Genomic DNA, 25,330 nt, shown 5'->3' on the forward strand with positions numbered 1-25,330 from the left:
TTCGTGGTCGGGTTCAACATTACCTGTCATCGTGGGCTATGCTCACGCCATTGTGAATGCCCAGTACGTGAGCGCCGCTGATCTGGTGGGCTGCCGCTACCGGCAGGTCCAGCGGTTCCGCCACCCGGAAGTGCCGCGCACCCGCGCGGCCCACATGCGACTGGAGCGTATCGACGCCGCCCGCAACGCCGTCCACGCTTTCCTTCCGCAGCGCCCGGCGCGTGGCGATCGCCAACGCTTCCTGCGCCTCGATATCCCGCCCGTCCCCCACGAGGAAGACCCCTTCCACGCGGAGATGGCCACGCTGGAGGCCCTGGCGGCGGAGGCCACGCTGATTACTGGTGCGGTGTTCACTGGCGATGGGTGGCGCGTTGAGGTGGATATCCTGGTGCGCCGCGCAGACGGCAGCTACCTGCCGGTGATTATCTCCAACCACCGGGTAGCACGGGCCGATGAGCGCGCGAGCACTCCCGTCCTCGCCACCTCGCGCCTGGGCTTGGGGCAGCCGGTCAATGGGGCGTTTCGCTTGCGCCACCACGTCGCCGACGGTTACCGGCTGGCCCTTGCGGCCCGTGCCCTGGCGGATATCGGGGTGGATTCCGGGCTCGGTGCGGCGATCGGGCAGGACCGCAGCCGCGCGTTTCTGGCGCCGACGGCACCGCTGCAGCCAGCTGTGCAGGCCGCCCTCGACGCGGAGCTGCCGGATGCCCCGCGCCGGGTGAAGGAGTGTGCGTCGTGTCGCTTCTGGCCCTTGTGCGAGCAGGAGCTGCGCGCGGTGGATGACATTTCCCTCTACCTGCCCGGTGATCGGGCGCGGAAATGGCGGGAGGAGGGTATCACGACGGTGTCCGCGCTTATCGACGCCGACCTCGGCGACCCCTCCCGCCTCGCCCGCGCCTGGCGTCAAGGGGTGGTCCTGCTGAAGAAGGTCGACGAGGTCAGCGCGCCCCGCGCGGATGTGGAGATAGACGTGGACATGGAGGCCTACCTCGATCAGGGCGCCTACCTGTGGGGTGCCTTCGACGGGGAGAACTACCACGGCTTCGCCACGTGGGAACCTCTCGGCGGGGAGGGGGAGGCTGAGAATTTCGCCCGTTTCTGGTCCTGGCTCATGGACCGGCGGGCCCAGGCCCAGACCGAGGGGAAGAGCTTTGCCGCCTACTGCTGGTCCAACCATGGGGAAAACCACTGGCTGACCATGAGTGCCCGCCGCTTCGCCGGGCGTCAGGGCGTGCCCACGGAGGCTGAGGTGAAGGCCTTCATTTCCTCACCCGAGTGGGTGGACGTGTTCCGTCTGGTGCGTGCACAGCTGGTGGGGCCCGGTGGTCTGGGACTCAAGGTGGTGGCCCCGCAGGCCGGTTACACCTGGGACGACGGGGATTTCGACGGCGAGGAATCCGTCAACGCGCGCCGTGTCTCCCGTGGCACCGACGCCGCTGCCATGCAGGCCCGCCATCAACTTCTGCAGTACAACGAGGATGATTGCCGGGCCACCGCCGCGGTGCGGGAGTGGCTGCGGGCGGGTGCGCCGGGCGTCGAGAAGCTCTAGAGCACCCGGATGGACAACACCATGCCCTGGGCGTGGTGCCCGGCGATGGTGCAGCGGCCGTCGAGGTCAGCGGTGATGACACCGAGGTCCATCTCGACCTCCTCGCCAGGGACGAGGCGACCGGAAGTGACACCGGAGTCGAGGCGGAGATCGTGGGCGAGCTCGGGGTCGTCGTTACGCAGGCGCAGGAGCACCCGATGCCCGGACGGGACGTCGATGACGTCTGGCTCGAAGCGGTAGCCGACGGCGCGCACCTCGACCTGCGTGACCTGCTCCGCCCCGGTGCCCACAACTGTGGTGGAAGGGCTGGCCAGCCCGCCGAAAGCGCCGAGCAGTAGAGCGAGGACTGCGACCCCGGCCGTGACCTGATTCCAGGCCGGGCGCGGCTCGCTGGGGCGTGGGGGAGCTTCCGCCTGCTTTCGGATCACCGCGATCTGGGCGCGCGAGGCCCGGCGCATCAGCGGCAAGAAGGCGGCGAGTGCGCCTAGGCACAGGACGGATGCCGCGACCTTGAGCCAGGAGTTGTCGGCCGCCAGCCACACTGCCAGACCGCCGTTGACCAGGGTGACCCGGAACAATCCGGCCCGCTCCATCTCCCGGGCGCCGGCCCGCACCGCGCCGGGCCCACCCCGCATGGCGGCAGGCAACTGGTGGCTCATCACGCCCAGGAGTAGCTGGGCGGCGAACCCGACCAGCAGCGGCAGGACAGGACGGTGCCCGAAGCCGAGGGCGACGAGGGAGCCGATGAGCCACAACACGGCGGCCAGCACCGACACGGAGGCAAAGCCGATGCGGTCGCGGGGATCGCGCAGCACTTCAGCGACCTGCCGTAGCCAGCCCACCAGGCCCAGGAGCCAGCCGGCGGCGTAGAGGAAGAGGGGGGCGTCGATAAGCGGGACCGCGATGGCACCCACCGCGCCCAGCGTGAGGGCAACGAGCATCGGGGTGAAAGGCGCGGTGCCCTGCACGCGCCATATGGCTGGGAAAAGGATGCTTAACGACGCCGCCGCCGCGATACCGACGAAACCGAGGAAAGTCGCCGCCAGGTGCGCGGCCAGCAGCTCCTCTGAGGTGTCGTCGGCAAGCAGAGCGCCGAGGAACCCGCCTATCGGGAAGAAAAGCGCGGATATGACGTATCCGGCCACCAGCGGGCGGTGGCGGTGGCGACCTGCGCGCCACCATGCCCGCCCCAGGGCGAGCGCGTGCCACAGCAGGGCGAGCGCCAGCACCGCGACACCGGCGTGCGTGAGCGGGAGCAGGTCCGTGAGCTGCCCGGCGACGGTGAGCACCACGCCGAGGTTGAACACCGCGAGCCTGGCTACCAGTGGCCGCCAGGCGGTGTCCTGCCCGAGAAAGCGGCCGGTGAGGGTCTGGGACCACAAAACGATCGAGTTGCCCACGACACCGAGCGTGAACAGGTGGATGAGCACCCAGCGGTAGCCGGGGATGAAGGTGTGGGTGAGCCCGGCGAGAAGGAACAGGAGCATCCACACCGTTACCGGCCGGCTGGCGATGCGATGCCAGGGGAGCGAAGCCATACCCTGACATTAATCGCTCATTGGCGCGGATAAAACCGTGGTAAATCAGTGGCGTTTCTCGGCGCGTCCCAAGGCCAGGGCAGTGACCACGACCAGCAACAGGATCGCCGCCAGCACCAGGATGAACCCCGACCACGAGGCCGCCGCGAACACCACGCCCGTCGCCGCGCCCACCAGGGAGGATCCGGCGTAGTAGGAGAACAGATACATGCTCGACGCCTCGGCGCGGTGGCTGGTGGCCGCCAGACCGATCCAGCTCGACGCCGTGGAGTGCATGGCAAAAAACGACGCCGTGAACAGGAACAGCCCGATGAGCGCGCCGGGCAACCACCCCGACATCGTCGCCAACAGGCCGAGCAGCATGAGCGTAGCCCCGGCGACCAGCACCCGGCCGCGCCCGTACTTATCGGTCAGGGCGCCGGCGCGGGCCGAACTCCACGTGCCCGAGAGGTACATGAAAAACATCACGCCGACCAGGGCAGGGGACAGGCCGAAGTGCTCGATCATCCGGAAACCGAAGAAGTTGTACAGGGACACGAACACACCCATGCCCACGAACGCGATGATGAACAAACCGACCAGCCGCGGGTTGGACAGGTGGCCGAGCATCGCGGAGACCTCGCTGCGGAGGCCGATCTTCTTCGGCTCGAAACGCCGTTGCTTGGGCAACAGGACCGTCATGACGATCGCCATGCACAGCGCCACCAAGGAACTGGCGACCAGTGACAGGCGCCAGTCGACGATCTCCAACAGGCCCGCCGGGATGAGGCGGCCGGTCAGCCCGCCGACAGTGGTGCCGGCGATGTAGACGCCCATGGCGCGGCCCAGGTGGGCGGGGTCGAGTTCCTCCGATAGCCAGGTCATGGCAACGGCCGGCACGCCCGCGATGGCGATGCCCTGTAGGGCGCGCAGCAGGATCAACGTGGTGGCGTCGCTGGCCAACGGCAGGAGCAGACCGAGCGCGGTGGCGCTCAGGGCGGAGATGATGAGCAGGCGGCCGCGGCCGAAGCGCTCCGAGAGGATCGACATCGGCACGATGAAGATCGCCAGCATGCCCGTCGCCGCCGAGACAGTGAGCGCCGCGGCGGTGGGCGTGATGTCGAGGTCCTCGACGAGGGTCGGCAGCAGCGCCTGAGTGGCGTAAAGCGCGTTGAAGGTGGCCAGGCCAGCGGCGAGCATGGCGAGGACGGCGCGTCGGTAGTCACGGTCGGTGCGCTGCAGTCCTGGGCTCATGGCACCATCGTCGCCCACCGGGCATCATGTGTAAAATGTCGCAAACAGCTCTAGCTGATACGATTCATACATGTATGATGCGAGTGCCGCTGACCTGCGGGGATTCGTGGCCGTCGCTGAATCCGGTCACCTCACCGAGACTGCCCAGGCCCTGGGCATCCCCCAGCCCACCCTCAGTCGACGCATTCGCCGCGTCGAAACAGTCGTCGGCGCCGAACTCTTCGACCGCCTCAGCCGCCGCCTCGTGCTCAACGCCCGCGGCCGCGCCTACCTCCCGCACGCCCGCTCCGCCCTCACCGAGCTGGCCGAAGGGCGCGCCAAAGTCGCCCGCCTCATGGACCCCGAAAGCGGCACAGTGCGCCTGGATTTTATGCACTCACTCGGGACCTGGATGGTCCCTGACCTGCTGCGCGATTACCGCGCCCTCCACCCCGGCGTCGACTTCCAGCTCCATCAAGGAGCGTCCCGGGCACTCATCGACCGCGTGCTTGCCGACGCCACCGACGTCGCCCTCGTCGGCCCCCGCCCCGCCGAGGCCGGTGGCACCCTCGGCTGGCACCAACTTGAGCTTCAACGCCTGGCGCTGGCCGTCCCCGAAGGCCATCGCCTCGCCGGGCAGGGGCCCATCGACCTGCGCGAGGCGGCCGCGGAACCCTTCATCGGCATGCTCCCCGGTTACGGCACCCGCATGCTGCTTGACCGCATCGCCGCCGACCTCGACTTCACCCCGCAACTCGTCTTCGAGTCCATGGAGCTGACCACCGTCGTCGGCCTCGTCTCCGCGGGACTCGGTGTCGCACTACTCCCCCTCGACGATCCCTACCTTGCCCCGCAAGGCATCGTCCTCCGACCCCTTGATCCCCCGCAGCATCGCGAACTCGGCCTCGTGTGGCGGGCCGGGGCGCAGGAAGCCCCGCCCGTCGACCAGTTCCGGCGCTTCGTCATGGGACGCTGACATGGAAACGCCGCCGTCCCGGGCGGGAACGGCGGCGCGTCGAAAAGCAGGAAGTTACTTCGCAGCAGCGAAACGCTCTGCGACGTCCTCCCAGTTGAAGACGTTCCAGACAGCCTTGACGTAGTCAGCCTTGACGTTCTTGTACTGCAGGTAGAAAGCGTGCTCCCACATGTCCAGCATGAGCAGCGGGGTGAAGTTCACGGAGATGTTGCCCTGCTGGTCGGTCAGCTGCTGGATGATGAGGCGACCTGCGATGTGGTCGAAGCCCAGGACGGCCCAGCCGGAGCCCTGGATGCCCATGGCGACACCGGTGAAGTGTGCCTTGAACTTGTCGAAGGAGCCAAAGTCACGGTCGATGGCCTCAGCCAGCTCGCCGGTCGGCTCGCCGCCGCCGTTGGGGGACAGGTTCTTCCAGAAGATGGTGTGGTTGGTGTGTCCACCGAGGTTGAAGGCCAGGTTCTTGGACAGGGCGCGGATCTTGTCCGGGTTGGCCTCGCCGTTGCGCTCCTCCTCGAGAGCCTCGAGAGCAGCGTTGGCGCCACCGACGTAGGTCGCGTGGTGCTTGGAGTGGTGCAGCTCCATGATCTCGGCGGAGATGTGCGGCTCGAGAGCGTCGTATGCGTAGTCAAGCTCGGGAAGGGTGTAAACAGCCATGGTGATCCTCTTTCTGTTGCTAACGGTGTGCGCCATCGACTGTACAGACGAAAGGCGCGCTGCCACCATGATAGGACAAAATGGGGATTTGGCAACGAAAGTGTTGCGTAATGGCCGGGGTGCGTACCCTGGATGACATGTCCTGGATGTTTGTACGTACCCCTGCTCTGGTGCCCGCCGACGAGGCCCTGCCCGGCCGTGACACCCCGATCCTGCCGCACCCACGCCCACACATGGTCCTGGGTACGCCGCTCACTGGCCCGTGGGAGGAGGGGCAGCGTTCGGTAGTCATCGGTATCGGCTGCTTCTGGGGGGTAGAGAAGATGTACTGGGAGACCGAGGGGGTGGTGGGCACGTCCGTCGGTTACGCCGGGGGCGTCACACCGAACCCCACCTACCGTGAGGTGTGCTCCGGCAAGACCAACCACACCGAAGTTGTCCGGGTGGTTTATGACCCGGAGCGCATCCCCTTAGATCAGCTCGTGGCTATGGCCCTGGAGAACCACGACCCCACGCAGGGGATGCGCCAGGGCAACGACGTGGGCACCCAGTACCGCTCCGCCATCTACACCACGGATGAGAAGGAGGCGGAGAGGGTGCAGGGGATCGTCGATAGGTATGCCGCCGACCTGCAGGAACAGGGCTTCGGCGAAGTGACGACCGAGGTCGCCCCCCTGGACGAGTACTACCTCGCCGAGGACGAGCACCAGCAGTACCTGCACAAGGTGCCGCACGGCTACTGCCCGCACCACTCGACCGGGGTGGCCTGCCGGCTGCCGGAGGGATCATGAACTTCGCCTGGGATTTTCCGCTGCTGGCGCCCGAGGTGAGCGAGCCCCCGGCATCCCCGGTGAGCTTTCAGGTGCGCGTCGCCCTCAATGACACCCACCCGCCGGTGTGGCGTCGCCTGCTCGTGCCGGGGCCCATGGGGCTCCACGAGTTCCACCTCCTCCTGTAGTACGCCATGGGGTGGGGGCACAGTCATCTGCACAAGTTCTTCCAGGGGACGGTGTATGAGCGGCGCAAGTTCCTCACCGACTATGACCTGTCCGAGGGTTATGAGGGGATCAGCGAGTTCGAGGTGCGCGTCGACCAGGTTCTGCACAAGGTCGGTGACAAGCTGCGCTACGAATACGACTTCGGCGACGGATGGGACCACACCATCGAGGTGGAGAAGGTGCTGCCGGAGACGCTTTCGGCCCCGCGCTGCATCGGTGGCCGCAGAGCGTGCCCGCCCGAGGACTGCGGCGGTGTGCCCCGCGTTCCTTCGACTCCGAGTACCTGGATCCGGCGGAATTGGAGGAGTGGATCGCCCCGGCCTGGGACCCGGACCACTTCGACCCGGAGGAGGTCAATGAGCTTCTGGACATACGTCGCGTCCAACCGGAGAGGCCGTCTGTAGTGGTCCGCCGATCCCGCAAGACAGGGCGGCAAAGATCTTCCGCCTGTTGAGCGCGGACATCTGGACCGCCGAGCAGGTCCCACCGGCGAGTAAATACAAGGGTCGCCTGGAGTTGACGAAGCTGGGAGAGCATGCCCTGGTCGACCCCCTCCTGATCTGGCAGCAGGCCGAGCAGGCGGTGCCGGATTCCCGGAAAGAATTCGAGACCCACGCCGCGTGGTTCTACCTGGCTGCGGTCGGCGCGGAGACTCCGGCCCATGAATGGTCGGATCTGGCCCAGGGACTGCTGGGTGCCGCTGGTTGGCGGACCGATAGCCCTCTCTTCCCGGTTCCTTTCCCGCACAGTGCCACCTGCAACCTGTTAGAGCTCCTTGCCTTCGGTGCGGCCTATCAGAGTTGGCGGGTTGCGCCCCGCGACTCACTCACTGAGCGCGAGCGGGCGGTGTCGTATCTGGCACGTCATCTCGTGCTGACCACTTGATCTCGTCGAGGCTGCTTATCGACGCCGCGCTCTTCCCCGTCCGATCCACATGGATCGCGTGTAAGCCCGCCCGCCGTGCGCCGTCGACGTCGTTGGGGAGGGAGTCGCCGATCATGAGGGTGCGCTTCGCGGTGGTGCCGATCGTACGCAGCGCCGCCCGGTAGGACTCCGGCTGCGGCTTCGGGGCGCCGAGCTCCACGGTCGCGCACATGATCATGCCCTTCAGCCACAGGCCGGTGCGTTCGAGTTTCGCGCGCTGCATCTCTTCCGCGCCGTTGGTGAAAATGCCCACCTTCAGCCCGCGGCCCAGGGCCTGGCGCAGGGAGGGCAGGGCATCGGGGAAGGCCCGCCAGTTGGCGCGGTAGACGGCGAGGTAGTCCTCGTACATGGCTAGGGCCTGTTCGTCGCTGAGTTCTGGACGTCCGATGAACTCCCGGCAGCGTTCCACCCTCTGCCCCAGGTGGCTGACACGCCCCTCCTCGAAGGCCCGGAACCAGCGCCTCTCGATGTCCGCCCAGCGAGCCCACTGATCCCCCTGCAACCCGAGGGTGGCGGCCCAGGCGTTGACGCCGAGGCGGGCGGCGTGGTCATGGTCGACGAGGGTGCCGTCGAGGTCGAAGAGAACGCCGTCGAGCAGCGCGGGAAGTTGCATGGATCACACCTTATGTGAAGGTGTTCTTACCTTTATGAAGCCACGGTGAATTCTTGGCGGCACGGGCTGCACCGGTGCAGGCCAGGGCACATAATGAGCGCCGTGAGGCAACTAGGCGAGCACCAGATCACGCGACGGGGCCTACTGCAGGGCACCCTCATCGCGGGTGCCGCCGTGGCCGCCCCCAGCTCGCTGGCCCGCGTACGCGCTTCCGACGTGCAGGCCTGGAATGACGCGGACCTCGCTGCCCTCCACGCCCCGCACCCCTACACCGGCCAGGAACACCACGTGTTCATGCATGGGGTGGCCTCGGGGGATCCGGTGCCGAACTCCGTCATCCTGTGGACCCGCGTGACCCCCTCCCCGGAGTGCGTCCCCGGCTCCGGCCACGGCCCCGATGTGCTGCTGCGTTGGGAGGTGTCAGCCGATCCGGAGTTCACGCAACTCGTCCGTGCCGGCACCGCCACCGCCACCGCCACGCACGACCACACCGTCCACGTCGACCCCTTCGGCCTGCAACCCGACACGGTCTACCACTACCGTTTCACCGTCCTCGACGGTGAACACGCGGGACGAATCTCGCGGGTCGGCCGGACGCGGACGGCACCGGGGGATGGGGCGGACGTCGATAAGCTGTCTTTAGCTGTGTGCTCCTGCGCGAACTTCGAGGCTGGCTACTTCTCCGCGTACGCCGACATCGCCCGCCGCGCGGAAGCCGGGGAAATCGACGTGGTCGTCCACATGGGCGATTACATCTACGAATACGCCTCCGGGCACTACGCCGGAAAATACGGCGTCGTGCGCCCACACGTGCCCACCTGGGAAATCCGCACGCTCGCCGACTACCGCTCCCGCTACGGCAACTACCGCCGCGACGTCGAACTCCAGGACGCCCACGCCGCCGCACCATGGGTGGTCACCTGGGACGACCATGAGATCGCCAACGACGCCTGGTCCGGCGGTGCCAAAGGGCACTCCGACTTCCACGGCGACTGGGCAACCCGCCGCGACGCCGCCATGCAGGCCTACCTCGAATGGCTCCCCGTCCGCGGCACCGCCCCCTCCTGCGGCGGCCGCATCTACCGCACCCTGCGCTTCGGACGCCTCGCCGAACTGCACATGCTCGACCTGCGCTCCTACCGCAGCGCGCCGGGCATGCTCCAGCCCGCCGCCCGCAACGCCCCCGACCGCACCATCATGGGATCCGAGCAGTTCGAATGGCTCTCCGGGCGCCTGGCCACCGCCACCACCACGTGGAATCTTATCGGTACCTCGGTGATGATGGCCCCGCTCAACCTCGTCAACATCGACCCGGGGCTGCGCACCCAGCTCGCGCAGATGGTCGGCCTGGATGTCGCCGGCACCCCCGTCAACGTCGACCAATGGGACGGCTATGTCGCCGACCGGGAGCGCCTCCTCGCGCAGCTGGCCGATAGGCACCCGCACGGACGAACCGTGTTTCTCACCGGCGACATCCACTCCGAATGGGCCAACCACATCTGGCACGGCGACCGGGTGATTGCCGCGGAGCTTGTCTGCTCGTCTGTCACTGCCGCCAACGTCGATGAGTTCCTCGGTGCTGCGGAGGACAACCCCGTCTCGCAGACCGCCGAAGGTCACGTCCTCGCGCACAACCCCCACATTCGCCACGTCGACCTCGACTCACATGGCTATGCGCTACTCACCGTCCGGCCCACGGGCGTGGAAATGTCGTGGCAGCGCGTGCGCGATGTCACCGTCGCCGGTTCCCCCGTCGTTGCTGGTCCGACCATGCTTTACGACGGCGCGCAGGTCAGCTGAGAGCCCTATGTAAGATTTTCAGGCCGCGACTGATTTTGACGGAGGCTGACCTGGGGTTTTGTCGTGCGCCAGGCGCCGGGGCCCTGAAAATCTTACATCGCGGCCTCAGCGCTTGATCGAGTCATTGCGGATGAAGGCGGTGGCGCGGCGCTGCAGGTCATGGCTCATGCGGATGGCGGCGTGGTCACCGAGGACGCCGTCCCAGTACCAGAGCATCTCCGCGTGGTAGTTGTGCCCGTGGCCGCCAGGTACGGCCAGGGAGTTGAGTTGGTCTAGGCCCACCTGCCACCCGGAGACGAACGGCACCCAACGCATGCCGTGGAAGACGTCGAGACGTTGGGGGCGGGGTGCGGGGATTCCGCGCGAGCCGGGTTCGCGGAGCCAGTCGGGTTGGCGCCAGAAAAGATCACGGGACCACCAGACGATGGGGTCGGAGGCATGTTGGGCGATGACCACCCTCGGGTAAGCCCAAGGATGTCGATAGGGCATCCCGAAGTGGTCTTGTTGCAGGTGGAGCGGGGTGGCGGCGAAGCGGACGTGGCGCCCACCATCGACGGTGGGCAACCGCTCGGGAGAGCCGGCGTCGCGCGCGGCGGATAACGTGCGGATGAGGCGGGTGAAGCGGGGTGCGCCGGAGAGTAGGGCGCCATCGGTGCGCGCGAGCAGATCTGCCAGGTCCTCGAAGGCGGCGGCGGTGCCGTAGGCCCCGAGGGATTCCCCGGCCACGAAAAAGCGCGGCCGGTCGGCGGGGTCCATCTGCGCCAGGCGCTCCGAAACCGCAGATATGAGGGCACGGGCGGCGCGCACCGGGGTCTCGCGGTCGACGACATAGGCGAAGGGGGAGGGCAGGTAGGAGTACTGCATCGCCAGGGTGGCGCAATTGCCCCCGGTGAGAAACTCCACGGCGCCGACAGACCAGTCGGTGACCCAACCGGTGCCGGCGGTGGTTTGGACGACGATGGTGTCGCGTCGAAAAGCGCCGGTCCGGTCCATCTCTGCCAGCAGCAGGCGGGCGGCCCCCTCCACGGACCGCCCAGGGATCAACCCGGCATAGAGCCGGATCGGCTCGTGGACCTCCTTAAGGCCGGTGACCTCGGCGATGTCACGCGCTCGCGGGCCCAGGGACAGCACCGCCCGCCCCTGGGAACCCACCGCCGACCACGGTTCCCGCGACCAGGGAGAACCGGAGCGCTCCGGCTCCCACGGCATCATCGACCCCGGGAACACCGACTTGTTCAGCTCAAAGGCGTGCCGGGAGATGCGGTTAAGAAAGCGCCGGATGAGCACCTTGTCGCTGAGTACCAGCGCCAGCCACGTCAGACCGCCCGCGGCCAGCGGCCACGCCACCCACAGGGGCATCCACCGGGATAAGCGGGAGCCGAGGCGATCGACGGTGGCTTGGGCGGCGTCGCCAAGCAGCAGAAGCACGCCGTAACCGGCGGTGCCCACCAGGCCACCGGCGAGCGCGTGTGTGCGGCCGCGTTTGTTCACCCGCACTAGCCGGGCCTGCTGTTTCTGGCGGCGCAGGCTCGACACCGCCGCACCCACCGTGATTCCGGCCATCACCGTGTGGCCCGCGCTCGCCCAGAACCATGCACGTGGTGACCAGCGGCGTCGCAACGGATAGGTCAGCGCCGTCGCCGTCAGGTGGCCGGCACCCTGCACAAACGCCACATTCGCGGCCGTCACCCACCAGGGGCGCGGCAGCAGGGAAGGGGAGATCGCCCACCACGTGGCGATCTCCGCGCCCAGCACCCCCGCACCGAGAGTCTCCGGCAGGCGGCGTCGGCGGGCCATGCGGAAACCGGGGGTGAGATCGTTGACCACCTCCAGCCCGAAGGCAATGCCCTTGAGTGCTCCGACCGCGGCGGGGAGCAGGAAACGGCGCAGGACCCTCATAGCCGCTGATTCTGGCAGAGAACCGACGGTGGCGCAGTACACACTGCATGTCCGATCGGAAAGGGCAATAATAGAAGTAGTCCGAACCCACACGACATACTCAGACACAATCGGAAAGCTTGGAGACCCCATGCGCACTGCAGTCGGAAACAAAGTGGTACTCATCGGAGCCGGCGACGTCGGCGTCGCCTACGCCTACGCCCTGGTGAACCAGGGAACCGTCGACCACCTGGCCATCATCGACATCGACCAGAAGAAGCTCCGCGGCAACGTCATGGACCTCAACCACGGCGTCGTGTGGTCCAGCTCCCGCACCCGCGTCACCGAGGGCACCTACGCCGACTGCCGCGACGCCGCCATGGTGGTCATCTGCGCCGGCGCCGCCCAGAAGCCCGGTGAAACCCGCCTGCAGTTGGTGGACAAGAACATGAAGATCATGAAGGCCATCACCGACGAGGTCATGGATAACGGCTTCGACGGCATCTTCCTCGTCGCCACCAACCCCGTTGACATCCTCACCTATGGCGTGTGGCGCTACTCCGGCCTCGACCACCACCAGGTCATCGGCTCCGGCACGGTCCTCGATTCCGCCCGCTACCGCTTCATGTTGGGCGAGATCGCCCAGACCTCGCCGACCTCCATCCACGCCTACATCATCGGCGAGCACGGCGACACGGAGCTGCCGGTGGTCTCCTCGGCCACCATCGCCGGCGTCACCCTCAACTCCCGGGTGGAAAACGAGCCGGGATTTGCGGAACGCATTGAGAAGATCTTCGAGGAGACCCGCGACGCCGCATACGAGATCATCGACGCGAAGGGCTCCACCTCCTACGGCATCGGCATGGGCCTGGCGCGCATCACCAAGGCGATCATCCAGAACCAGGATGTCGCCCTGCCGGTCTCCGCGTACCTGGAGGGCGAGTACGGGGAGCATGACCTCTACATCGGCACCCCGGCCATCATCAACCGCGCCGGTATCGCCCGCGCGGTGGAACTCCAGCTCAATGAACATGAGCAGGAGCGTTTCGCCCACTCCGCCGCCACGCTGCGCGCCATCAAGGAGGAGTTCTTCCCGGCGCAGTGACTCAAGATGCCGAACCGCCCCACCGCAGGCACAATGTGGGGGGAACCACTGACACTGAGCGGGAGGACGGCCGTGGAAGCCAGGCTGCAGGAACTGATCACCGAGGTCGACGGACTTATCGACGCCGTGCGGGCGGAGGAAAACCGGGAGGCCGACGCGATCACGCTGGTGGCTGACAACCACCGCAACGGCGCCACCAACCTGGTGCACTACGCCGAACTGCGCCAGCACGATATCCGCGCGGTGCAGGGCGGTTTGGCTTCCATCGGGGCGACTCGCTTATCGACGGCCGAGCCCGCCGTCCTCGCCCGCCTCCAGGCCGCGCGCAACGTGCTCTCCGCCTACAACGGCGAGGCCCTGAAATACACGGGCGCTGAGGTCCGCGACGCCTTCGCACGCGCCGACGACATCCTCGAGGACCACGCCACCGCACTCTTCGGCGAATCCTCGGATGAGACCCATTCCCGCATCATGGTGACCCTTCCCACGGAGGCCGCCGAAGATCTGGACATGGTCCGCGGCTTCGTCGAGGCCGGCATGGAGCTGGCCCGCATCAACTGCGCCCACGATGGCCCCGAGGCGTGGCAGCGCATGATCGACCACGTCCACACCGCCGCCGCCGAATACGGCCGCGAGATCAAGGTGGCCATGGATCTGGCCGGCCCGAAGGTGCGCACCGGGCAGATCGCCCCCGGCCCCGAGGTCGGCCGCGCACGTGTCACCCGCCTGGACACCGGCCTGGTGCTCACCCCCTCCAAGCTCTGGCTGACGCCCAACGACGGGCCCGAGATCCCCGTTCCCTCCGACCTCCCCGGCCGCCCCGCCCTCCCGCTGCGCGTCGAACGCCCCTGGTTGGAAGACCTCACCGAGGGCGACATCATCGACCTCTACGACAACCGCGACTCCAAGCGGAAGTTCACCGTCACCCGCCTGCAGGACGGCGGCGTGCTGGCAGAAGGCCAGCAGAACGCCTACATCACCAACTCCACCCTGCTGCAGTGCGACTACACCAAGTCCCGCGTCTCCGGCGTCCCAGCCACCGAGCAGAAGCTGCGCCTCCACGTCGGCGACACCCTCATCCTCACCGACGACCCGGCCCCCGCCAACCCCGCGCCGGGCTGGACCCCGCGCATCAGCTGCACCCTGCCCGAGGCCGTCCGCGCCATCGAAGTCGGGCAGCGCGTGCTTTTCGACGATGGATCGATCGCCGGACGCGCCGTCGATAAGCGGGAAAACGGTGAGCACACCGACGTGGAACTGGAGATCGTCTACGCCGGGCCGAACGGCACCAACCTCGCCGCCTACAAGGGCATTAACCTGCCCGAGACCGTCCTCCCGCTGCCCAGCCTGACGGAGGAGGACATCGAGGCGTTTCGTTTCGTGGCCGAGCACGGGGACATCGCCAACGTCTCTTTCATCCGCGACATCGACGACGTCGCCTTCGTGCTCGACACCCTCGAGGAGATCGCCGCCTCTGCGGCGGATCCCGAGCGTGTGCGGGGGCTGGGCATCGTGCTCAAGATCGAGACCATCCCTGCCTACGAGAACCTCGCCCAGATCCTCCTCGCTGGCATGCGCCACCCCAACCTGGGTGTGATGATCGCCCGCGGTGACTTGGCCGTTGAGCTCGGTTTCGACCGCATGGCAGAAGTCCCGCGCCTCATCGCCCAGATGGCCGAAGCCGCGCACGTGCCTGTCGTCATGGCCACCCAGGTGCTGGAAAGCCTGGCCAAGTCCGGTCTGCCGACCCGCGCCGAAATCACCGACGCTGCTTATGCCCTGCGTTCCGAGGCCGTCATGCTCAACAAGGGCCCGCACATCACCGATGCCATCCGCATCCTGCACACCCTGTCCACCAAGCTGGGACGCTCCCAGCGCAAGAATCGGCAGATGTTGCGACAAATCGGCAGCTGGATGCCTGAGAATGGATAAATGGAGATCATTGCCCACCGCGGATACTCCGCGAAGTACCCCGAACTGACCGAGGTAGCTTTCGAGCGTGCCCTCGAGATGCCGATCCACGGCGTCGAATGCGACGTCCGCCTGTGCCACGACGGGGAGATGGTCGTCGTCCACGATCCCATCATCAACCGCGTCGCAGACGGCCGCGGGCGCGTGTCCCGCATGACGCTCGACGCGCTGCGGGAGTTCAACTTCGGCACCGAGGAACTGCCGCAGTCCGTGCTCACCCTGCCCCAGCTTCTGGAGATGGTGAAGGCGACCGACAAGCACCTCTACATCGAGACCAAGCACCCCTCCCGCTACGGGCCGATGGTGGAGGAACAGGTCGTGCGCGTGCTGCAGCACGCCGGCATGCTGGATGATCCGCGCATCCACGTCATCACCTTCTCGGCGGCTGCCGTGGTGCGCATGAAGCGACTGGCACCGCAGGTCGACCGCTTCCACCTGCGCCGCAAGTACGAACGCTGGGCCAACCCCCTCGACGCGCACCCCGGTAAGCCGACCGGGCTGGGAGTGTCACTGTGGCGGGCGAAGCGGCGCCCGGATCTTATTGGCAAGCAGGGGCTGCCGACCTACATGTGGACCGTCAACGAGCCGGAGGACATGCTGTGGGCGCGTGACAACGGTGTCGACCTCATGGCCACCGACGAGGTGACACTGGCGCTGGAGGTACTTGGCGGCTGAGGTATACCTCTGGGTGATGCCGCCTAAGGGTATCTTTGAGCCCATGGCCAAGAAGAACAAGAAGAACGAGAACCTGCCCGAGGGCATGAGCCGCCGCCAGGCGAAGCTCGCCGCCCGCGCCGCCGAGCGTGCCGCTCTGGAGAAGGACGCCCGCCCCTACGCCGGTATCGGCGGCGAGGCTGATCTCATCGCCCTGCAGGAGTTCGTCCCTGCCGCCACCGCCAAGGTCGCTGTCGCCGGTACCGACCGCGACGTCTACATCGCCACCGTCCTGCCCGGTGGCGCCGCCGCCCTGGTCCGTGAGGATGGCACCACGGCATTCGTGGCACTGCAGACCCGCATCCCCTCCCAGAACCCGGGCCGCGATCTGGCCTTTGCGCTGGCCTGGGTTCGCGATGCCGCCGCCGGTGCCACCCTCGAGCAGGGCGTGGCCGACGGTTCCCAGCCGGCTCTGAGCGAGCTCATCGCCGCCGACGCCGAGCTGGAGATCACCGAGTACCAGGATTTCAACTGGTGGATGCCGGAGGACACCCAGCTCGACCCCGTCACCGCGCAGGCCCTCAAGCAGGCCAACGATGCTGTCGTGGAGTCCCACCGCGTGGACACCGACATCCCCGGCGCCGTGTGGTGGGTCAACCCTGGCGGCGGCAAGGCGCACATCCGTTGGGTGCGCCCCGACGACAATGAGGACGGCCTGCTCAACGCCCTGGCGCGCGTCGCTGCCCGCGGCGAGCTCAACCTCGGTGAGGGCACGAAGTTCGCCGGTGTGTTCCGCACCCACGGCATCATCGTGCCCGTTTTCGATCTCGATCCCTCCGTCGCCCACGATTCTTACGGCGTAGAGTTGACCCGCGTCTCCGAGGCCGTCACCGCCGAGGTGTCCAACGATGAGCAGCTGAGCGCCGACGAGCGCAAGCAGCTGCAGAACATCAAGTCCCGTCAGGTGACCATCCGCTAGTCATCGCAGCTCAGAGGTTAAAAAGAGTGCGCAGCTGCGCACTCTTTTCTTATTTCATCGACTCCCACAGGGCTTGCGCGCCCGCCTGGTCCCACAGGACGACGTTGCCCACCGCGGTATCCGCGAAGCCGCCGACGGGCACGGTTTCGGTGGACACTCCGCCGCGCATGGCCAGGCCGACGCGGGCGAGGTTCCACACGTGATCGCCCTTGCCCACGGTGAAGGAGTTCGCCGTGTTCGTCACCAGAGGGAAGAACTCCAGCGGGTTGAGCAAGGTGTTGGGGGCGGTGGCTTCGTCCATGAGCGCGGCGAAAAACTCGCGCTGGCGGTCGACGCGGTCGAGGTCGCCCATCGGGGTCGCACGGGTGCGCACGTATCCCAGGGAGGTGGCGCCGTCCATAGTCTGGCAGCCGGCCTGGATGTCCAGGTTGGCCAGCGGATCGTTGATGGGCTGCTCCGGGCAGAGCTGTACTCCGCCGATGGCGTCGACAACATTCGCCAGGCCGCCCATCCCGATCTCGGCGTAGTGGTCGATGCGCAGGCCGGTGGTGTTCTCCACGGTGGTGGTGAGCAGCTGTGGGCCACCGTAAGTGAAGGCGGCGTTGATCTTGTCATCGCCGTAACCGGGGATCGTGACGTAGGAGTCACGCGGCAGGGACACCAGGCGGGCCTCGCCGACGGTCGGGATGTGCAGCAGCATGATGGTGTCGGTGCGCCCGACACCGACATCGCCGCCCGTGCCCAGGCGGTCAATGTCCTCTTGGTCGAGGCCCACGCGCGAATCGGAACCGACGAGCAGCCAGTTCGTGCCTGCGGTGTTGGGCACTCGCTGCTCTGGCAGCGCCTCGACGCGATTGAGCTGGGCGTCGGCCCACAGCATCATCGACAGCGCCAAAACCAGCATGATGGCGACTAGTGCGCCGAGGATCTTCAACGGGCCGAAAGAACGCTTCTTTCGGCGGCGGGGTGCCGGCGGTCGGTAGCTCGCCGGAGCAGGCTGGTACAGCGGCTCCTCCCGACGCGGCGGAATGTATTGCTGCGGAGCTGCTTCCCGACGTGGCGGTCGCTGCGGTTCCCGACGTGGCGGTCGCTGCGGGGCGCGCTTGCGTACCGGTCGGCCGTAGCGGTCGACCAGCGGCTTGCCATCGCGACCGAGGACATAGTCGCCGGAGTAGCGGGGGTCGGCGGAACGGCCGGGCTGGCGGCGGGGAGGGTCCTGCCGTCGGCGGGGGTCACGTTCATGCATGGGGATAAGACTAGTCCTCGGCAGACCAGGAGTCGGAATGAGCGCAAGACGGTCGGGGAGTGGCCGGATAGCTGAGTGGTGTCACAACGGTTCTTGAGGATGACATCGCTCCGCGGGAATCCCAGGTCATGTCAGAGGCGTGAAAATCTTCAAGAACCGTTGTGACATCCCTATCCGATCCCCAGCCACGTGAGGTCCCCGCCGAGGGCGGCGTAACCGACGAAGGCGACGGCGTCAATGAGGAAGTGGGCGATGATCAGCGGCCACACCCGGCCGGTCTTCCAGTAGAACCAGCCGTAGAGCACGCCCATGATGATGTTGCCGAAACCGGCGGACACCCCCTGGTAGAGGTGGTAGGAGCCACGGAGCACACTGGAGAAGGCGAGTGCCGCCGGAAGTCCCCATCCGAGCTGTCGCAGGCGGGTGAGCAGGTACATGACGACGACGATCTCCTCGCCCCAGGCATTGGCGAAGGACCAGGTGAGCAGGACGGGTATCTCGGTCCAGGGATGGGTGAGTGCTGTGGGCACCACTTCGCGGGTCAGGCCCAGGTGCAGGGCCGTGGCGTAGAAGGCGAGCCCGGGGATTCCGATGATGGCGGCCAGGCCAGCACCCCAACCGATATCCGACCAGCGCGGGCGGGGGAGCTGCACTTGCCCGGCCAGCAAGTACAAGGCCAGGGCGCCGTAGGCGAAGAGAGTGCCGGCCGAGGCCAGCTGGAGGCCGAGGTCGATCCAGGGGGCATTCGATAAGGACTGGTGGAGGGTGATCTTTTGCTCGGACAGCGGGCGGGAGTCCAGTAGGGCATCGGCCAGGCGCAGCAGCCCGCGCACCCCGGAAATGCCGAAGCTCACGGCGAGGACGATGAGGATCTCGGTCCACAGTCGCTGGCGGGTCACGTGTGCAACTCCTGGGCCAGGGCGAGGAGCTCGGCATCAGTGAGGCGGATGGAACCGAGGTGCACGCCGACGGGCGGGCGCCCAGGTAGCTCCCACGGCACGCAGACCGCGGCGGCCCCGGTCATGTTGAACAGCGATCCCCAGGGCGACCAGCGGGTCTGGGCGAGGAAGTTCTCCTCCGGGTCCATCGCCGCGAAGTGCCCGATGGGTGGCGGATCGGTGGTGGTCATGGGGGTGAGGAGGGCGTCGACGTCCCAATGGTCGGCGAGATACGGGCCGAGGCGATCGGCATGGCTGTTCGCCTGGTCCAGGCACCGTCGGGTGACGGCGCGGCCATGCGCCCGCAGCCACGCGACCAGCCCCTCCGCGGGACCCGGCAGTCCAGCAAGTTTGGCGGTGAAAATGGTGCGGAAGGCCGCAAAGGTAACCTCGGCGTCCGGATAAGGGTGGACCTCGACCACCTCGTGCCCGGCCTTGCATAGCCGCCCAGCAGCTTCGGCCACCGCCTGCAGGTGCGCCTCATCCACCGCCGCGCCCGCGAACAACGGCTCGGTGAGCACCCCGATCCGGCGGCGGCCCGCAATGGGGTTAAGGTGCAGGAGGAAGGCGGCGTCGATCAGCGAACGGGTGAGAAAGCCCTGCACTGCCAGCCGCGGCGCGGAGGGCTTGAACCCGACCACGCCACAGGCGGCAGCTGGCACGCGGATGGAGCCGCCGCCGTCGGAGGCGTGGGCGGCGGGTACCAGGCCGCGGGCGACCAGCGCGGCCGCACCCCCGGAGGAACCGGCCGGGGTTCGGCCTGGCCACAGGGGGTTATCGGGAGCGTCGAGGCCAGGTGGTTCGGTGTAGATCATCAGGCCCAGCTCGGCGGTGTGGGATTTGCCGGGGATGATGGCGCCAGCATCGAGGAGCGCGGCGGGAAGTAGATCGGTGGTTTCCGCGAGGCGGGTGCGGCGCGCGGAACCAAAGGTGGTGGGCATGCCCGCCACATTCGCCAGGTCCTTGACCGGCAGCAGCAGCCCGTGGAGAGGACCCCGCTCCACCTGCTGGTCAAGGCGCTGCGCGCGCTCATGCGCCTGCTCCAACGCCAGGTGGGAAAACCCGTCCCCGGGCTGGACCTTTGCTGCGAGATCCTCCACCTCATCCACCGCTGAGCGTTCACCGGAGCGCAACTGAGCGGCGAGGGCCAGCAGGGACATGGTCATGCGGACCAGAATACGACTAGATAGGCTGGCAGTCATGACTGAGACCACCACCGTCGCCTTCCTCGGCCCCGCGGGCACGTTCACTGAGGCCGCGCTCATCCGCTTCCAGGACGCCGGCGCGTTCGGCCCCGGCGAGGTGACGCAGCTGCCGGTCAACTCCCCGCGCGAAGCGCTCGACGCGGTGCGCGCCGGGCGGGCGGATTTCGCGTGTGTGGCCATCGAGAACTCTGTCGACGGGGCTGTGACCTCCACCTTTGACGCGCTGGTGGAAGCTGGCGGGGTGCAGATCTACCACGAGCTGGAGATCGAGATCGCGTTCTCCATCATGCTGCGTCCGGGCACCCGGCTGGAGGATGTGCAGACCTTCACCACTCACCCGGTGGCGCATCAGCAGGTGCGGCAGTGGCTGGCGGAGCATCTGCCGCACGCCCAGTTCGTCCCCGCGTCCTCGAATGCCGCGGCCGCGCAGAACGTCGCGGAGGGGCGCGCGGATGCGGCCGCCGCCCCGGATCGCGCCGCCGTACTGTTCGGGCTGGACGTGGTGGCCAAGGATGTCGCCGATGTCGCCGGGGCACGTACCCGTTTCGTGGCGGTTGGCCCGCGCGGGGTGCCTACCCCGCGCACCGGCGCCGACCAGACCACCGTTGTGTTCACCTTGCCGAATGAGCCGGGCACCCTCGTCGGCGCGCTCACGGAGTTCTCGCTGCGCGGCGTGGATCTCAGCCGCATTGAGTCGCGCCCCACGCGCAAGGCGTTCGGCACCTACCACTTCTACGTTGACCTCGTCGGACACATCGATGACACGCCCGTCGCCGAGGCCCTGCGCGCCCTGTGGCTGCGCGCGGAGGACATCACTTACCTCGGTTCCTGGCCGACCCCGGAGCGCTCCGAAAAGACGGCCGTCGACGACCACGCCCGCCTCGAGCGCGCCACCGATTGGGTGTTCGCTGCCAGGGAGGGACGGGCATGAGCGGACGGCTGATCCTGCTGCGTCACGGGCAGACCCACAGCAACGTCGCCCGCAAGCTGGATACCCGCCCACCAGGGGCGGAACTTACCGATACCGGCCGCAACCAGGCGTGGAATGTCGGTATCGAGCTCGTTGATTATTGCCAGGCCGGCGGAGGTTCCCCGGGGCGTCTCGGGGCGGTGGTGTCCTCGGTGGCATTGCGCGCCCAGCAGACCGCGCTGCTCGCCATGACTGCCTTCGAGCAGACCGCTGGCCTGCGGGAACGTGAGATCCCGATCGACGTGGAGGTAGGCCTCCACGAGATTTTCGCCGGCGATCACGAGATGCTCTCTGATGACGCTTCCCACCACTCCTATGCCACCGCTCTGCGCGGCTGGCTGAGCTCGGACGCGCAGGCGCGCATCCCGGGCGGTGAAACCTACCTCGAGCTCATGGACCGCTACCGGCCCGTCATGGAGAACCTGGTCCTGCAGCACCTGGCCACTGACCAGGACGTGCTGGTGGTCAGCCACGGCGCGGCGATCCGCACCATGGCGGCCCACGCTGCCAGCGTCGACCCGGACTTCGCCTTCGCCGGCTACCTGGGTAACTGTCGTTTCATCGTGCTGGAGCCGGGAGAGAAGCCTTTCGGCAAGTGGGACCTGATCCGCTGGGCGGACCTGGATCACCAGATCTAGCCCCAGCCCAACCTCTCCAGGTCCTCTTCCTCCATGCCGAAGTAGTGGCCGACCTCATGGAAGACCGTCACCTTCACCTGCTCCCGCAGGTCCTCCTCGGAGCGGGCGTAGCGCTTGAGGGCCTCCTTGTAGATGAAGATCGCATCGGGAAGAAAACCCGTGTGGTGGTGGGTGCGGTGCGGAAGTGACACCCCGACATACAGCCCCAGGTAGGTGGGGTGTTCCTCGTTGTAGTCCGTGACCTGGATTGCCACGTTGCGTAGCTGCCGGGCGAACTCGTCCGGAATCTGGTCGAGGGCGTCGTTGACCATGTCCTCGAAGACCTCATCGCTGACGTCCACCATCTAGGAAACTTCCTCGCGCAGGGGATTGCGCGGGGGCTGCTCGGCGGGGGGCTCGGCGTCGATGAGTAGCCCCTCCCGGGCGCTGCCAGTCAGCGTGGAGAACCCGCCCTCCTCGCGCGGGTGGAACAGTGAACAGTTCACGGAACGGGAACCGCCGATCCACGAGGCCTGCCCCAACGTGCCCCAATAGGGCTGCAAGGTGGACTGATAGAGGTTCTCCTCCTCGCCGAGATAACCGATGGCGGCCTGGGTGCACACGTCCTGCAGGTGGCGATCCTGATCTTCCACGCTCGGGGTGCCTTCCGGGAAGACTTCCGCCAAATTCACTATCGACGTGGTCTCCAGGTGATGCTCCTCTGCACAATCGACGATGCGCAGGGAGCGAGAATTGTCCACGAAGACGCACTCGCCCGGTTGCGCCACGACCGCCTGGTCCTGCTCCGCCGCGGCACCGGTGGTCAGCATCGGCAGGCCGGCCGGATCGGTGGACTGGATGCCGCACAGCATCGTGCGGTCACCCGCCTCCCACGCCTCCGCGGGCGGGAGAATCGGGGCGATGGAGTAGCGGCCCACCGGGTCGAAACGTCCACCCAAATAGCGCAGGGTGGGGGTCTGGCACAGCTCCTCACGCAACTGCGCCTGACGGGTGAGATCCGGCATTGAGGCGTTGCGACCGAACTCCGAGGACGGGTAAGTCGCCAGATCCTCGCGGGCGGACACCTCAAAACGGTGCTCGCCCTCACAGGAGGCCTGCTCGAAGTTGCTCACCGTGCCGTCCTCGGCGATATCCCAGGTCAAGCACGCGCCGACATCGGCGGTGGTGAACGGCGCAACACCGTTCTCGGTGCCGTTCTCGGGCTCGGCGACGCTGCTCACAGCGGAACCCCCGTCGGCGCCATTGGCCTGGGTGGTCGACTCCGAGACAAACCCATAGGAGCCGACCGCGACGGCGGCAGCCAGCGCGGCCACCAGGCCCGTGCGCACAGCTGCCGCGGAACGTGCGGTTCGTGTCGTCATAATCCTCGAATCCTACTCGCTCGCCCGCGTCACGCGGGTGTTCAGCCGGTAGCGGTCGGTGCGGTAGACCGAAGAACACCACTCCACCGGCACCATCCCGGAGCGGGAATACCGCACGATATGAAGGAGGGCGGTGCCGGGCGCGACGTCGAGAAGCAGGGCCTGCTGCTCATCCGCGGCGACGGCCGTGACCACCTGATCCGCCTCCGTGACCGGCACGTGATAATGCCGGTCCAGGATGGAGTACACGGAGTTGTAGACGTCATTCTCCAGCAGATCGGGCACGTGATCGGCGTTGTACCAGCCGTCATCGATGGAATAGGGCTCCCCGTCGCCTAGGCGCAGACGGCGTAAATGCGTGTGCGGGGTGACCGGGGCGGAGCCGAAGAACTCCACCACCTCCGGCGGGGCGACCGCGCGTTCCGAGAGTAGGATCTTCGACGTCGCCGACACCTCCTGTGCCTCCATCTCCGAGCTGAAGGACGCCAGATGTAGCCGCGAGACCAGCGGATTCGGTGCCACAAACGTGCCCTTCCCGCGCGCCCGCCGGAGGCGACCGCTGGCCACTAGATCACCAATGGCGCGGCGCACCGTGATGCGCGAGACGCCGTAGGTCTCCTCGAGGACACGCTCGCCGGGCAGCAGATCACCGGGGTGCAGTTGGGTGGTGCACAGCTCCTCCAGGATCGCGCGGAGCTGTGCGTGTTTGGGTTTCGGCCCGTCCGTGATCGGGGTGGCGGGCAACTGGGGGGTGGGAGACGCTGCGGCCATAGCGACCATTCTACGCCGGTGGTTATGACCAGTCACGCGCGCAGGTCACGGCACCTCGGCGGGCGCTGCGCGGTAGGCTCGTATGCGTGATTGATCTCAAATTCCTCCGCGAGAATCCCGACGTCGTCCGCGCCTCCCAGGTGAACAGGGGTGAGGACCCGGCGCTCGTCGATAAGCTCATCGCCGCCGACGAGCAGCGCCGCTCCGCGATCTCCGATGCCGACGCCCTGCGCGGCGAGCAGAAGGCCTTCGGCAAGAAGATCGGCCAGGCCGCCCCGGAGGACCGCCCCGCCCTGCTGGAGGGCTCGAATGAGCTCAAGGCCAAGGTCAAGGAGGCCGAGGAGGCGCAGAAGACCGCCGAGGCAGCGGTGGCGGAGCTGCAGATGCAGCTGTCCAACGTCGTCGAGGGGGCACCCGCTGGCGGCGAGGAGGACTTCGTCATCCTGGAGCACGTCGGGCAGCCGCGCGAGTTCGATTTCGAGCCCAAGGACCACCTTGAGCTGGGCACCTCCCTGGGGCTGATCGACATGGAGCGCGGCACCAAGGTCGGCGGCGCCCGCTTCTACTACCTCACCGGCGACGGCGCTTTCCTGCAGCTGGGCATGATGATGCTCGCCGCGCAGAAGGCCCGCGCCGCCGGTTTCCAGCTCATGATCCCGCCGGTGCTGGTGCGCCCGGAGATCATGGCCGGCACCGGCTTCCTCGGCGACCACGCGGAGGAAATCTACTACCTCGAGCGCGACGACCTTTACCTAGTGGGCACCTCCGAGGTGGCGCTGGCGGGCTACCACAAGGACGAGATCATCGACCTGTCCCAGGGGCCGGTGAAGTACACCGGTTGGTCCTCCTGCTTCCGCCGCGAAGCGGGCTCCTACGGTAAGGACACCCGCGGCATTATCCGCGTCCACCAGTTCGACAAGCTGGAGATGTTCGTCTACTGCAAGCCGGAGGACGCCGTCACCCAGCACCAGGCGCTGCTGGATATGGAGCGCGACATGCTCTCCGCCGTCGAGGTGCCCTACCGCATCATCGACATCGCCGGCGGTGACCTCGGCCAGTCCGCGGCCCGTAAGTTCGACACCGAGGCGTGGGTGCCCACCCAGAACTCCTACCGCGAGCTGACGTCCACCTCGAACTGCACCACCTTCCAGGGCCGTCGGCTGCAAACCCGCTACCGCGACGAAAATGGCAAGGCCCAGATCGCCGCGACCCTTAACGGCACGCTGGCCACCACCCGCTGGCTGGTTGCCATCCTGGAGAATAACCAGCAGGCGGACGGTTCCGTCGTTGTTCCGGAGGCGCTGCGCCCGTTCGTGGGCAAGGATATCCTCGAACCGAAGAAGTAGGGGA

The 25,330-nt window shown here is 67.3% G+C and carries 23 protein-coding genes and 1 pseudogene; 13 read left to right on the forward strand and 11 right to left on the reverse strand.

Going from position 1 to position 25,330, the window contains the following annotated elements:
* Positions 1–49: 49 nt before the first annotated feature.
* Complete coding sequence (locus tag Q4G50_RS04655) at positions 50–1,549, forward strand: TM0106 family RecB-like putative nuclease (RefSeq protein WP_303376529.1); 1,500 nt, start codon at positions 50–52, stop codon at positions 1,547–1,549.
* Here Q4G50_RS04655 and Q4G50_RS04660 read toward each other — a convergent pair.
* Positions 1,546–3,087 (reverse strand): copper oxidase, encoded by a 1,542-nt coding sequence (locus Q4G50_RS04660; RefSeq protein WP_303376480.1) that lies wholly within the window; start codon positions 3,085–3,087, stop codon positions 1,546–1,548. The two genes, Q4G50_RS04655 and Q4G50_RS04660, sit on opposite strands and share 4 nt — an antisense overlap.
* A gap of 45 nt (positions 3,088–3,132) precedes the next feature.
* Positions 3,133–4,320 carry an MFS transporter gene (locus Q4G50_RS04665; protein WP_303376481.1) on the reverse strand — a complete coding sequence of 396 codons (1,188 nt, stop codon included), beginning with the start codon at positions 4,318–4,320 and terminating at the stop codon, positions 3,133–3,135.
* A 70-nt stretch (positions 4,321–4,390) separates the two neighbouring features.
* On the opposite strand from Q4G50_RS04665, the gene Q4G50_RS04670 reads away from it, so the two are divergent.
* Positions 4,391–5,275, forward strand: coding sequence for a LysR family transcriptional regulator (locus Q4G50_RS04670; protein ID WP_303376482.1), 885 nt, complete (start codon positions 4,391–4,393; stop codon positions 5,273–5,275).
* A 54-nt stretch (positions 5,276–5,329) separates the two neighbouring features.
* Here Q4G50_RS04670 and Q4G50_RS04675 read toward each other — a convergent pair whose 3' ends face one another.
* Complete coding sequence (locus Q4G50_RS04675; RefSeq protein WP_303376483.1) at positions 5,330–5,929, reverse strand: superoxide dismutase; 600 nt, start codon at positions 5,927–5,929, stop codon at positions 5,330–5,332.
* Between the two features lie 137 nt (positions 5,930–6,066).
* Between Q4G50_RS04675 and msrA the strand changes: the two genes are divergently transcribed.
* The 3 genes and pseudogenes from msrA (at position 6,067) to Q4G50_RS04690 (ending at position 7,812) form a co-directional block, all read left to right on the forward strand.
* Positions 6,067–6,720: a peptide-methionine (S)-S-oxide reductase MsrA gene (gene msrA, locus Q4G50_RS04680; protein ID WP_303376484.1), complete on the forward strand. Its 654-nt coding sequence runs from the start codon at positions 6,067–6,069 to the stop codon at positions 6,718–6,720.
* A pseudogene (locus tag Q4G50_RS04685) lies at positions 6,717–7,331 on the forward strand (plasmid pRiA4b ORF-3 family protein). The gene msrA and the pseudogene Q4G50_RS04685 overlap by 4 nt, the downstream one beginning before the upstream one ends.
* 46 nt (positions 7,332–7,377) lie before the next feature.
* Positions 7,378–7,812: a hypothetical protein gene (locus Q4G50_RS04690; protein WP_303376485.1), complete on the forward strand. Its 435-nt coding sequence runs from the start codon at positions 7,378–7,380 to the stop codon at positions 7,810–7,812.
* Here the strand turns inward: Q4G50_RS04690 and Q4G50_RS04695 are convergent.
* Positions 7,754–8,464, reverse strand: a complete 711-nt coding sequence (locus tag Q4G50_RS04695; RefSeq protein WP_303376486.1) for an HAD family hydrolase — start codon at positions 8,462–8,464, stop codon at positions 7,754–7,756. The genes Q4G50_RS04690 and Q4G50_RS04695 overlap by 59 nt on opposite strands.
* Positions 8,465–8,566: 102 nt before the next feature.
* Here Q4G50_RS04695 and Q4G50_RS04700 point away from each other — a divergent pair, with 102 nt between their 5' ends.
* A complete protein-coding gene (locus Q4G50_RS04700; RefSeq protein WP_303376487.1) occupies positions 8,567–10,264 on the forward strand; it encodes an alkaline phosphatase in 1,698 nt (565 codons plus the stop codon).
* A 105-nt stretch (positions 10,265–10,369) separates the two neighbouring features.
* On the opposite strand, the gene Q4G50_RS04705 is transcribed toward Q4G50_RS04700, so the two are convergent.
* A complete protein-coding gene (locus Q4G50_RS04705; protein WP_303376488.1) occupies positions 10,370–12,163 on the reverse strand; it encodes an alpha/beta-hydrolase family protein in 1,794 nt (597 codons plus the stop codon).
* Between the two features lie 130 nt (positions 12,164–12,293).
* Between Q4G50_RS04705 and Q4G50_RS04710 the strand changes: the two genes are divergently transcribed.
* The 4 genes from Q4G50_RS04710 (at position 12,294) to Q4G50_RS04725 (ending at position 16,851) form a co-directional block, all read left to right on the forward strand.
* Positions 12,294–13,247, forward strand: coding sequence for an L-lactate dehydrogenase (locus tag Q4G50_RS04710; protein WP_303376489.1), 954 nt, complete (start codon positions 12,294–12,296; stop codon positions 13,245–13,247).
* A 72-nt stretch (positions 13,248–13,319) separates the two neighbouring features.
* Complete coding sequence (locus Q4G50_RS04715; RefSeq protein ID WP_303376490.1) at positions 13,320–15,179, forward strand: pyruvate kinase; 1,860 nt, start codon at positions 13,320–13,322, stop codon at positions 15,177–15,179.
* Positions 15,180–15,893: a glycerophosphodiester phosphodiesterase gene (locus tag Q4G50_RS04720; RefSeq protein WP_303376491.1), complete on the forward strand. Its 714-nt coding sequence runs from the start codon at positions 15,180–15,182 to the stop codon at positions 15,891–15,893. It begins immediately after the preceding gene.
* Positions 15,894–15,936: 43 nt separating this feature from the next.
* Complete coding sequence (locus Q4G50_RS04725; protein WP_303376492.1) at positions 15,937–16,851, forward strand: DUF5926 family protein; 915 nt, start codon at positions 15,937–15,939, stop codon at positions 16,849–16,851.
* A gap of 49 nt (positions 16,852–16,900) precedes the next feature.
* On the opposite strand, the gene Q4G50_RS04730 is transcribed toward Q4G50_RS04725, so the two are convergent.
* The 3 genes from Q4G50_RS04730 to Q4G50_RS04740 all read right to left on the reverse strand — a co-directional run bounded on the left by Q4G50_RS04730 (position 16,901) and on the right by Q4G50_RS04740 (position 20,201).
* A complete protein-coding gene (locus tag Q4G50_RS04730; protein WP_303376493.1) occupies positions 16,901–18,097 on the reverse strand; it encodes an LCP family protein in 1,197 nt (398 codons plus the stop codon).
* A gap of 170 nt (positions 18,098–18,267) precedes the next feature.
* A complete protein-coding gene (locus Q4G50_RS04735; protein WP_303376494.1) occupies positions 18,268–18,996 on the reverse strand; it encodes a CPBP family intramembrane glutamic endopeptidase in 729 nt (242 codons plus the stop codon).
* Positions 18,993–20,201 (reverse strand): amidase, encoded by a 1,209-nt coding sequence (locus Q4G50_RS04740; protein ID WP_303376495.1) that lies wholly within the window; start codon positions 20,199–20,201, stop codon positions 18,993–18,995. Before Q4G50_RS04740 ends, Q4G50_RS04735 begins: the two co-directional genes overlap by 4 nt.
* Positions 20,202–20,235: 34 nt before the next feature.
* Between Q4G50_RS04740 and pheA the strand changes: the two genes are divergently transcribed.
* A complete protein-coding gene (gene pheA, locus Q4G50_RS04745; protein WP_303376496.1) occupies positions 20,236–21,171 on the forward strand; it encodes a prephenate dehydratase in 936 nt (311 codons plus the stop codon).
* Complete coding sequence (locus Q4G50_RS04750; RefSeq protein ID WP_303376497.1) at positions 21,168–21,848, forward strand: histidine phosphatase family protein; 681 nt, start codon at positions 21,168–21,170, stop codon at positions 21,846–21,848. The genes pheA and Q4G50_RS04750 overlap by 4 nt, the downstream gene beginning before the upstream one ends.
* On the opposite strand, the gene Q4G50_RS04755 is transcribed toward Q4G50_RS04750, so the two are convergent.
* The 3 genes from Q4G50_RS04755 to Q4G50_RS04765 are packed head-to-tail and all read right to left on the reverse strand — an operon-like array spanning position 21,845 to position 23,980.
* Positions 21,845–22,192, reverse strand: coding sequence for a metallopeptidase family protein (locus tag Q4G50_RS04755; RefSeq protein WP_303376498.1), 348 nt, complete (start codon positions 22,190–22,192; stop codon positions 21,845–21,847). The two genes, Q4G50_RS04750 and Q4G50_RS04755, sit on opposite strands and share 4 nt — an antisense overlap.
* Entirely contained in the window at positions 22,193–23,209 is a 1,017-nt protein-coding gene (locus Q4G50_RS04760; RefSeq protein ID WP_303376499.1) for a septum formation family protein, read from the reverse strand.
* A 12-nt stretch (positions 23,210–23,221) separates the two neighbouring features.
* Positions 23,222–23,980 (reverse strand): GntR family transcriptional regulator, encoded by a 759-nt coding sequence (locus tag Q4G50_RS04765; protein WP_303376500.1) that lies wholly within the window; start codon positions 23,978–23,980, stop codon positions 23,222–23,224.
* An 86-nt stretch (positions 23,981–24,066) separates the two neighbouring features.
* On the opposite strand from Q4G50_RS04765, the gene serS reads away from it, so the two are divergent.
* Positions 24,067–25,326, forward strand: a complete 1,260-nt coding sequence (gene serS, locus Q4G50_RS04770) for a serine--tRNA ligase (protein ID WP_303376501.1) — start codon at positions 24,067–24,069, stop codon at positions 25,324–25,326.
* The last annotated feature ends 4 nt before the right edge of the window (positions 25,327–25,330 follow it).

The organism is Corynebacterium sp. (assembly GCF_030538285.1).
Taxonomy (GTDB): domain Bacteria; phylum Actinomycetota; class Actinomycetes; order Mycobacteriales; family Mycobacteriaceae; genus Corynebacterium.

Excerpts from the sequence above, each read along its gene's own strand:
- Q4G50_RS04760 (WP_303376499.1), bottom strand. The coding sequence starts at position 23,209 with ATGACGACACGAACCGCACGTTCCGCGGCAGCTGTGCGCACGGGCCTG.
- Q4G50_RS04660 (WP_303376480.1), bottom strand. The coding sequence starts at position 3,087 with ATGGCTTCGCTCCCCTGGCATCGCATCGCCAGCCGGCCGGTAACGGTG.
- pheA (WP_303376496.1), top strand. The coding sequence starts at position 20,236 with ATGACTGAGACCACCACCGTCGCCTTCCTCGGCCCCGCGGGCACGTTC.
- Q4G50_RS04675 (WP_303376483.1), bottom strand. The coding sequence starts at position 5,929 with ATGGCTGTTTACACCCTTCCCGAGCTTGACTACGCATACGACGCTCTC.
- Q4G50_RS04665 (WP_303376481.1), bottom strand. The coding sequence starts at position 4,320 with ATGAGCCCAGGACTGCAGCGCACCGACCGTGACTACCGACGCGCCGTC.
- Q4G50_RS04725 (WP_303376492.1), top strand. The coding sequence starts at position 15,937 with ATGGCCAAGAAGAACAAGAAGAACGAGAACCTGCCCGAGGGCATGAGC.
- Q4G50_RS04695 (WP_303376486.1), bottom strand. The coding sequence starts at position 8,464 with ATGCAACTTCCCGCGCTGCTCGACGGCGTTCTCTTCGACCTCGACGGC.
- Q4G50_RS04710 (WP_303376489.1), top strand. The coding sequence starts at position 12,294 with ATGCGCACTGCAGTCGGAAACAAAGTGGTACTCATCGGAGCCGGCGAC.
- msrA (WP_303376484.1), top strand. The coding sequence starts at position 6,067 with ATGTCCTGGATGTTTGTACGTACCCCTGCTCTGGTGCCCGCCGACGAG.
- Q4G50_RS04740 (WP_303376495.1), bottom strand. The coding sequence starts at position 20,201 with ATGACCATGTCCCTGCTGGCCCTCGCCGCTCAGTTGCGCTCCGGTGAA.
- Q4G50_RS04750 (WP_303376497.1), top strand. The coding sequence starts at position 21,168 with ATGAGCGGACGGCTGATCCTGCTGCGTCACGGGCAGACCCACAGCAAC.
- Q4G50_RS04705 (WP_303376488.1), bottom strand. The coding sequence starts at position 12,163 with ATGAGGGTCCTGCGCCGTTTCCTGCTCCCCGCCGCGGTCGGAGCACTC.
- Q4G50_RS04670 (WP_303376482.1), top strand. The coding sequence starts at position 4,391 with ATGTATGATGCGAGTGCCGCTGACCTGCGGGGATTCGTGGCCGTCGCT.
- Q4G50_RS04765 (WP_303376500.1), bottom strand. The coding sequence starts at position 23,980 with ATGGCCGCAGCGTCTCCCACCCCCCAGTTGCCCGCCACCCCGATCACG.
- Q4G50_RS04730 (WP_303376493.1), bottom strand. The coding sequence starts at position 18,097 with ATGCATGAACGTGACCCCCGCCGACGGCAGGACCCTCCCCGCCGCCAG.
- Q4G50_RS04720 (WP_303376491.1), top strand. The coding sequence starts at position 15,180 with ATGGAGATCATTGCCCACCGCGGATACTCCGCGAAGTACCCCGAACTG.
- Q4G50_RS04755 (WP_303376498.1), bottom strand. The coding sequence starts at position 22,192 with ATGGTGGACGTCAGCGATGAGGTCTTCGAGGACATGGTCAACGACGCC.